Source organism: Nocardioides sp. (genome assembly GCF_035503875.1).
Classification (GTDB): domain Bacteria; phylum Actinomycetota; class Actinomycetes; order Propionibacteriales; family Nocardioidaceae; genus Nocardioides.
On record NZ_DATJTA010000020.1, the window covers coordinates 1 to 8,227 of the forward strand.

The following is an 8,227-nucleotide window of genomic DNA, read 5'->3' on the forward strand; positions in this document are numbered from 1 at the left end:
ACGCCCGGATCTACGCCCAGATCCACACCCGGATCCACGCCCGGATCCACGCCCGGATCCACGCCCGCACGCAGCGTGAGACCACCGCTCCTGCCCTGAGTCAGCTCCAACGTCACCGGAGCAGACTGACCCCACCACTCCCACGCCGATTGCTTCGCCACGCCAACCTCGACCGCCGCCGCTGCCAACGACGACCCCGCACACACCAGATCGAAGAACCTCGACCGGACCACGTCCGGCACACGCTTCCTCGGCACCACAACACCTCCATCAGTCGGTGTTGCTTCGACCAGCTGAATCCGCCTGCCTGGGAACGTCCAGTTTCACCGGTGAACCGGGGAATCTGCCGCTCAACCTCCGAGCGGCCAGGACCCCAGCAGCCGGCACCCGCCGTCCTGCCACCAGGCCAGGTCGAGCCGGTCGGCGCGGCAGCACACGGGGAGCAGGTGCTGCAGCGCGACCCGGGTCGACTCCTCGCTCACGTCCGCCGAGCGCAGGTCGAGGGTGAGGTGGGGGAGGACCTCGTCGTACCGCCCGGCGTACGGCGGGCACGCGGGGAACGCCTCGAAGAGCCGCATCGTCAGGTCCTGGAACGGCCGGAGCGGGTCCGGGACCAGGTGGATGATCCCGTCCGCGAAGGTCGCGATCCGTTCGAGCACGACGTCGAACGGCGGGGTGCTCGCGACCACCCGGGCGACCCGGTCCAGGTCGTCGGCCGTCGGAGCCGGCAGGAACGGCCCCAGTGCGGTGATGTGCGCGTGCACGAACGCCGGGTCCTCGGAGACGAACCCCGGGTCGTAGAACGCGTGCCGCTCCCGCACGAACGGCTCGAGCGCCGGCACCGGCACCTGCAGCACCGTGTGGCCCTCGTGCGTCACGGGAGGAGGGTACGCGGGCCTCCGGGGCCGCGCTCAGATGAGCCCGGCCCGCACGAACTTCACGACGAGCTGGACGGTCGACTCCGCCTCGTGCGTGGCCTTCGCCGCCTGCAGCTGGCGGTGCAGCGACCGCGCCGAGATGTGGCAGGCGGCGGCCGCCGCCGGCACCGAGCGCCCGCGAGCGATCTCGGCGAGGGCGCACACCAGCGTGGGATCCGGCTCGCCAGCGAGCCCCGACGTCGACACCGTGACCGGCGCGCCTCGCCCCAGGTCTGCCATCGCGAACTCCCTCCGAGCCGTTCGGCACCGCGCCGAGCCGGCAGTGAAACGGTTTACATGCAGATCGGCATTGTGCGCGCCGCTGTCGGTCGTCGTCAATGCGCCCGTCGGGGTGAACCTCCCTCACAGGATCCGCGTTCTGCGGCCCATCTGACGGCGGACGAGCGGGGATGGCGGGATTGCGCCAGCTTGTCCGTGGACCGTTGTTTCTCCCTGAATCTCGTGAAACGATTCACGTCGCGTGACGCCCGTCACGTCGACGCTTCAAGCGTCGCCGAGCGGAGCTGCGAGCTCCCGCTGGCAAGAGGAGATGCTGTGCCGAGAACTGCACGAACGGCGGCCGTCCCCCTCGGACTGGCCCTGCTGCTGGGCATGCCCCAGGCCCTGACGACTGCGCCAGCGGCTCAGGCGGCGGCAGCCGATGCCCAAATGACCGTCGACGTGGTCGACCTGAGCGTGAACGGGCGCTATGACGAGCCGCTCGGCATCGGTGACGCCCGGCCGACGCTCGCCTGGCGGATGACGGCCGACCTGAGCGGCCGCAACGCCTGCTACGACCCGACCGTTCCCGGTACCTGTCCGCTCGACCGGCAGACGGCGTACGAGATCGAGGCGGCCTCGTCCGTCTCCGCGCTCGAGGCCGGAGACCTGATCTGGGACACTGGCCGGGTGCGGAAGGCCGCCATCTCGGCGGACTTCGGCCCGGCCCTGGAGTCGCGGGACTCGGTCGCCTGGCGCGTCCGCGTCTGGGACGCGAACCAGCGGGTCTCGGGCTGGAGCGAGCCCTCGACGTTCTCCGTCGGCCTGCTCGACCAGGACGAGTGGGGCGACGCGGAGTGGATCGAGGAGGCCGGCCGCGCCGAGGGTGACCCGCTGCCGATCTTCGCCCGCCAGTTCGACGTGCCCGAGGGCAAGGAGCTCGCCGACGCGCGGCTCTACCTCTCGGGTGTCGGCCTGCACCACGCGACCGTCAACGGCGAGGAGGTCACCGACGAGGTGCTCGCGCCGGGCAACACCAACTACCAGCTGTCGACCGAGTACCGCACCTACGACATCACCGAGGAGCTCGAGGCCGGCGACAACACCGTCGGCGTCGAGCTCGGCACCGGTACGGCGTACGTCCGGCGCTCGGTCCACAACCCGGCCGTGGGGCGCACCTCGCCGTACGCCTGGTGGCAGAGCCAGCTCAAGGGCACGGGCACGCTGGCGGCCGACGTCGCGGCCGGCGCCACCACCGTCAGGGTCAGCGACGTCGCCAACTACCACGTCGGCGGCACCGTCAACATCGACACCGGCGACGGCGGCGAGCGGCTCGAGTCGCGGGTCATCACCGCGATCGGCACGGCCGGTGTCGACGGCACCGGCATCACCTTCACCCCGGGCCTGAGCGCCGCCCACGCCGCCGGCGCGGTCGTCACCGGCTCCGGCAACAACATCGCCGCGAGCGACCCGAGCGCGGGTGCCGCGGTCACGCCGCGGATGATCGCGCGGATCGAGGTCGACTACACCGACGGCTCCTCCGAGTCGATCGTGAGCGACCGCGACTGGCAGGTCGCGTCCGGCCCGACGACCACCACCGCGTGGTACGCCGGCGAGGACTACGACGCCCGCCGCGAGCAGGCCGGGTGGAACGAGCCCGGTACGGACCTGACCTCCGCGGCCACCCGCCGCGACGGATCGGCCATGGACTGGACCGCCGCCGGCATCGCCCCGCCGCCGAACCTGGCGACCGAGCTCGTCTCCCGTGACAGCGAGGTGATGCGCGAGATGCAGGCCTTCGTGCCGAAGAAGGTCACCAACCCGGTCCCCGGGACGTGGGTCTTCGACTTCGGCCAGAACTTCGCCGGCTGGCCCGAGCTGACGCTGCCGCAGGTCCCGGCGGGCACCGTCGTCAAGATGTTCCCGGCCGAGGGTCTCAACGCGAACGGGACCGTCAACCAGTCCTCGCTCGGCCCCGGCGGCCGCGGCGCCGACCTGTTCAACTCCTATATCGCGACCGGTGCCGCCGGAGGCGAGACCTGGAAGCCCAAGTTCAACTACTTCGGCATGCAGTACGTCCAGGTCACCGGCCTCCCGGAGGGCGTCACCCCGGACGCGTCGCTCATCACCGGCCACGAGATCCACGCCGACATCCCGATGTCGGGTGACTTCCAGAGCTCCAACGCCCGGATGAACCGCATCCACCACATGACGCGGTACTCGTTCACCTCGAACATGATGTCGACGTTCACCGACTGCCCGGGGCGCGAGAAGCAGTCCTACCCGGCCGACTACACCGCGCCGATGCAGGGCCTGCTGTCCAACTTCGACCTGCGGTCCTACCTCCGCGTGCACATGCGGCACCTGGTCGAGGGGCAATCGCGCGCCGACAGCCCGATGTTCGGCAACGTCGCGCTGAAGACCCCCGTCCACGACTGGGGCTACACCGGCCGCTTCGGCGACGAGATCAACTGGGGCAACGGCATCATCCTGGTGCCCTACTTCCTCTACCGGCACTACGGCGCGACCGACCTGATGGACCAGTACTGGGACAACATGGTCGACTTCGTCGACTACATCCGCCGCGAGAAGGCGGGCACCGGCGCGAACGAGCACATCGTCACGGCCGCCCTGTCCGACTGGGTGAGCGTCAACAACACCGACGGTGGCATCACCGGCACCTGGGGCTACTACCTCACCATCCACCACATGGCGGAGATGGCACGAGCGCTCGGCCGCTCGGCCGAGGCGCGTGAGTACGAGCGGCTCGCGGACGACATCCGCCGCGCGTTCAACGCCAAGTACCTCAACGAGGAGGGCGGCTTCTACAGCCCCGACGGTACGACGGAGACCGGGGCGACCCAGGCCGCCCAGGCCTTCGCGCTCGACGCCGGGCTGGTGCCGGCCGAGCACCGCGAGGCCGTGCTCGACTACCTGGTCGACCACATCTACGGCTTCGACCCGTCGGGCAACGGCGGGCCGCACATCGAGGCCGGACACATCGGTCTCGCGCCGCTGGTGCGGGTGCTGCGTGACGCCGACCGGGCCGACGTGCTGTGGGACGTCGTCCAGCAGGACGGCTACCCGAGCTACGGCTACTTCCTGCAGTCGACGCCCCGCAACCCCGAGGGCTTCACGACCATCGGTGAGCGGTGGACCCGCAGCGACTCGAGCAACCACATGATCCTCATCCAGATCGAGGAGTGGTTCCAGGGCGGCGTGGCCGGCCTGAAGGAGGCCGCGGACGCGCAGGCCGGCGACAAGCTGGTCTTCAAGCCGCAGCCCGTCGGCGACGTGCAGCACGCCCAGACCGACCGGATCCTCCCGAACGGCACCGCGAGCATCGACTGGGAGCGGACCGACGGCCGGTTCTCGATGAAGGTCACCGTGCCGGCGAACACGACCGCCGAGGTGTGGGTGCCGACCGGCGGCCGGCGCGCGCTCACCACGCCGACGCGGGCGACGTACGAGCGGGTCGACGGTGAGTACGCCGTCTACTCGGTCGGTGCGGGCTCGTTCGAGTTCACCTCGCCGCGGGTCTCCTTCGAGGACATCGTGGACCAGCTCGACACCTACGAGTCCAACGGCAACCTGTCCGACGTCGACGCCGCCGAGCTGCGCGGTCTCGTCGTCACGGCCCTGGAGTACGCCACCGACGGGTCGGTCGACCAGGCCCTCGCGTCGGTCGAGGAGTTCAACGACGCCGTCGCGGCCCTCGGCACGGGCGTGCCGGGCTACGTCCGCACCAACCTGGCCGAGAAGGGCGCCGCGCTGGCGGCCGAGCTCGAGCGGGCGGGCGGCGTACCGACGCAGGACGAGGCGCCGGTGAACACCTCGGCGCCGGCGGTGCGGGGCCAGGCCGTCGTCGGCCGCACCCTGACGGCCACCCCGGGCACGTGGGACACCGGGAACCTCCGGTTCGCGTACCAGTGGAACCGCAACGGTGCTCCGATCGGCGGCGCCACCGCGGCGACGTACGTCCCCGTCGCGGCGGACGTCGGGACGCGACTCACGGTCACCGTGACCGCGACCTCCGGCGACCTGCCTCCGGGGCGCGCCACCTCGGCGCCGGTCGGCCCCGTGACCGGGAGCACCGGCACGGTGGCGGTCGCGACGAAGACGAACGTCAACGCACCGAGGCGGGTCACGGCCCGCAAGCCGTTCACGGTCGGCGTCCGGGTCAAGGCCGCCGCGGGACGCGTCCCGCAGGGCCGGGTCGAGCTGCGCGTCGACGGCAAGACGGTGCGCCGGGTCGCGCTCGACGACGGGCGGGCACGGGTGAAGCTGCGGCTGGGTCGCGGGACGCACGTCGTCCGCGCGGTGTACGTCGGCAACGCCTCCTTCAAGCGGTCCGTCGACCGGGTCCGGGTCACGGCGGTACGCCGCTGACCGACACCTGATCGCAGGCGGGGTCCCGGGGCGACAGCTCCGGGACCCCGTCCCGCGCGTCCGCCAGTCCGAACCCGTGCCGAGGAGCCACCGTCCGTGCCCGTCGCCCTGCTCGCAGACTCCCTCGTGGTCGCGTCCCCGGGGTACCGTGGGCGCGCCATGGCCGGACCCGTTGACTCGCCGACGATCCGTGACGTCGCCGCTCTGGCGGAGGTCTCGGCCGCGACCGTCTCGAACTACTTCCACCACCCGGAGCGGATGTCCGCCGCGACCCGAGAACGCATCCGGTCGGCCATGGAGACGCTGAACTTCTCCCCGAACGGCGCCGCGAGCAGCCTGCGTCGCGGCCGCAACCCGGTCGTCGGCTACATCTCCTACGAGCTCGCCAGCGCCCGCACGCCCGCGATCACCAATGCGATGAGCGAGCGACTGGCGGCGGCCGGCATGCAGCTGCTGTCCGCCGTCGATGGCGGCGACCCCGCCCGCGAGAGGGAGTTCCTCGACCTCTTCGAGCGCCAGCGCGTCACCGGCGTCGTGATCACGCCGGTGACCGACATCGAGCCGACGCTGGCCCGCCTGCGGGCACGCGGCATGGCCAGCGTGATCTGCGCCCAGCGCGCCCGCAGCCCCGAGCAGACCTCCGTGTCGATCGACCACGTCACGGGCGGCCGGCTCGCTGCCGAGCACCTGCTGGCCACTGGAAGACGTCGGCTCGCCTTCGTCACCGACACCCTGGAGCTCAGCCAGATCGCCGACCGCTTCGCCGGCGTGACCGCCGCGGTCCGCGAGCACCCCGATGCGACGGTCGAGGTCGTGTGGTCGTCCGCCCGCTCGGTCGACGCCGGGGAGGCGAGTGCTCGTCAGCTCCTGCAGCGTCCCCGCCGGGACCTGCCCGACGCCCTCCTGGGCGTCAACGACCTGGTCGCGATGGGCCTGTGCGGCGGGCTGCGGGGGTCCCTGTCGATCCCCGGCGAGATCGCCGTCATCGGGTACGACGACATCGAGTTCGCGCGCCTCGCCGCCGTACCGCTGACCTCGATCCACACGCCCCAGGAGCGGCTCGGCGAGATGGCCGCCACGCTGCTGCTGGAGGAGGTCGCCGGGGGAGAGCGGCGGCCGGGAGACGCCCCGCGTCCCCAGGTCGAGCTGGCGCCCGAGCTGGTCGTCCGCGGCTCGACCGTCAGTGCCGGCGAGCCGTGATCGCGTGCTCCGGCCGGGCGCCGGGGTGACGGGGACCGGGTCGCCGGCGATCGCGCGGCTGACGCTCGCGGCGGGGATGGCGTCGCTCCTGGACAGCGCCGCGATCATCACGGTGGGCGCGGCGTTGCCCCTGTGGCGGACGGGCCTCGGCCTGGACGACTGGAGCGTCGGCGCCATCAGCTCCTCCTTCACCCTCTTCATCGCCGTCGGCGCGCTGCTGGGCGGCCGGGCCGCGGACCGGCTGGGCCGGGCGCGGATCTTCGCGGGGACGGTGGCCCTCTACGCCGCGGGCGCCGTGGTCCTGGCGACCGCCCAGTCCTCGTCCGTCGTCGTCCTGGGAGTCGTCGTGCTGGGCGTCGCGTCCGGGGCGGACCTGCCCTCCTCGATCGCGCTCGTCGCGGAGCGTGCGCCCGCTCGGGTGCGCGGCCGGATGGTCGCCCGGACGCAGGTGATGTGGACGATCGGCGTCCTGCTGGCGACCGCGCTGGCGCTCGCGGTCTCGCCGTACGGCCTGAGCGGGATCCGGGTGGCGTTCGCGACCCTGGCGGTGGCCGCGCTCGGCACCCTCGTCGTACGGCGCCGCGTGATGCGCACGGTGCGCGTGCCGGTGGGGGCCGTGGCACCCGATCGTCCGCCGTCGGACGGGTCGGCGGCAGGACACGGCGGGAGCCGCCGGCTGCTCGCGCTGGTGGCGGTCTTCTACCTCGTCTTCACCCTGGTCTCGAACACGTTCGGCTCGTTCCGCACCTACTTCCTGGTGGTGGTCGGCGGTGCCGGCCAGACGACCGCAACGGCCATCGCGTTCGCCGTCACCGTGGTCGGCCTCGTCGGAACCCTGATCTTCAGCGTCATCGCCGACGGTCCGTGGCGGCCGCGGGTGTTCCCCGCCGGCGCGGCGCTGTTCGTCGGCGCCCAGCTCGTCCTCGCGCTCAGCGGGGGAGAGCCCCTGCTGGTGGCGCTCGTCGCCTTCACGATGTACGCCCTGGCGTATCCCTTCGTCGGCGAAGGCCTGTACAAGGTCTGGAGCCAGGAGCTCGTCGCACCCGACCTGCGCGCCACCTTCCAGGGCGCCACCATCGCGCTCGCGCGGACCGCCGCCGCCGGCTTCGCGCTCGTCACCCCGGCGCTCATGTCGTGGAGCCCCGCGGGGTTGTTCTGGTTCCTCACCGGCGCCGCCGTGGTCGCCAGCGCGGTGGGCTGGGTGATCACGCGCGCGACGACGACCTGATCCGTCGGCGGCCACCGGTGGCCGGGGCGTGAGCGACGCCGACCCCGGCGCCGGTTGAGGTGCGAGCGGCGCCGACCCGACGCTGGTTGGGGTGCGATCGGCGCCGACCCGACGCTGGTTGAGGTGCGAGCGGAGCGAGCCTCGAAACCCCGTGAGCCGACAGTCGGCCTTGTGGAAGACGAGGGGCAATCGAACTTACGTTCGAGTAGAATCGAGACACGAACCCACCCCGTCGTTGAGCTCTCGGAGGCTCGCATGGACCACCCGATCCGCC

5 protein-coding genes and 1 pseudogene are annotated in these 8,227 nt (G+C 72.1%); 3 read left to right on the plus strand and 3 right to left on the minus strand.

Annotated features, from left to right (window positions below; genetic code table 11):
* The 3 genes and pseudogenes from VMF51_RS05095 to VMF51_RS05105 all read right to left on the minus strand — a co-directional run.
* A pseudogene (locus VMF51_RS05095) lies at positions 1–257 on the minus strand (hypothetical protein); the annotation flags it as partial.
* A gap of 93 nt (positions 258–350) precedes the next feature.
* Entirely contained in the window at positions 351–878 is a 528-nt protein-coding gene (locus tag VMF51_RS05100; protein ID WP_325473324.1) for a 2'-5' RNA ligase family protein, read from the minus strand.
* A gap of 33 nt (positions 879–911) precedes the next feature.
* Positions 912–1,157, minus strand: a complete 246-nt coding sequence (locus VMF51_RS05105) for a hypothetical protein (RefSeq protein ID WP_325473325.1) — start codon at positions 1,155–1,157, stop codon at positions 912–914.
* Between the two features lie 429 nt (positions 1,158–1,586).
* Between VMF51_RS05105 and VMF51_RS05110 the strand changes: the two genes are divergently transcribed.
* From VMF51_RS05110 to VMF51_RS05120, 3 genes are all read left to right on the plus strand, one after another.
* A complete protein-coding gene (locus tag VMF51_RS05110; protein ID WP_325473326.1) occupies positions 1,587–5,525 on the plus strand; it encodes a family 78 glycoside hydrolase catalytic domain in 3,939 nt (1,312 codons plus the stop codon).
* A gap of 159 nt (positions 5,526–5,684) precedes the next feature.
* Entirely contained in the window at positions 5,685–6,725 is a 1,041-nt protein-coding gene (locus VMF51_RS05115; protein WP_325473327.1) for a LacI family DNA-binding transcriptional regulator, read from the plus strand.
* A gap of 4 nt (positions 6,726–6,729) precedes the next feature.
* Positions 6,730–7,953: an MFS transporter gene (locus VMF51_RS05120; protein ID WP_325473328.1), complete on the plus strand. Its 1,224-nt coding sequence runs from the start codon at positions 6,730–6,732 to the stop codon at positions 7,951–7,953.
* The last annotated feature ends 274 nt before the right edge of the window (positions 7,954–8,227 follow it).

Bases quoted from the DNA above. Each gene is read 5' to 3' on its own strand.
- VMF51_RS05110 (WP_325473326.1), top strand. From the start codon at position 1,587: ATGACCGTCGACGTGGTCGACCTGAGCGTGAACGGGCGCTATGACGAG.
- VMF51_RS05105 (WP_325473325.1), bottom strand. From the start codon at position 1,157: ATGGCAGACCTGGGGCGAGGCGCGCCGGTCACGGTGTCGACGTCGGGG.
- VMF51_RS05115 (WP_325473327.1), top strand. From the start codon at position 5,685: ATGGCCGGACCCGTTGACTCGCCGACGATCCGTGACGTCGCCGCTCTG.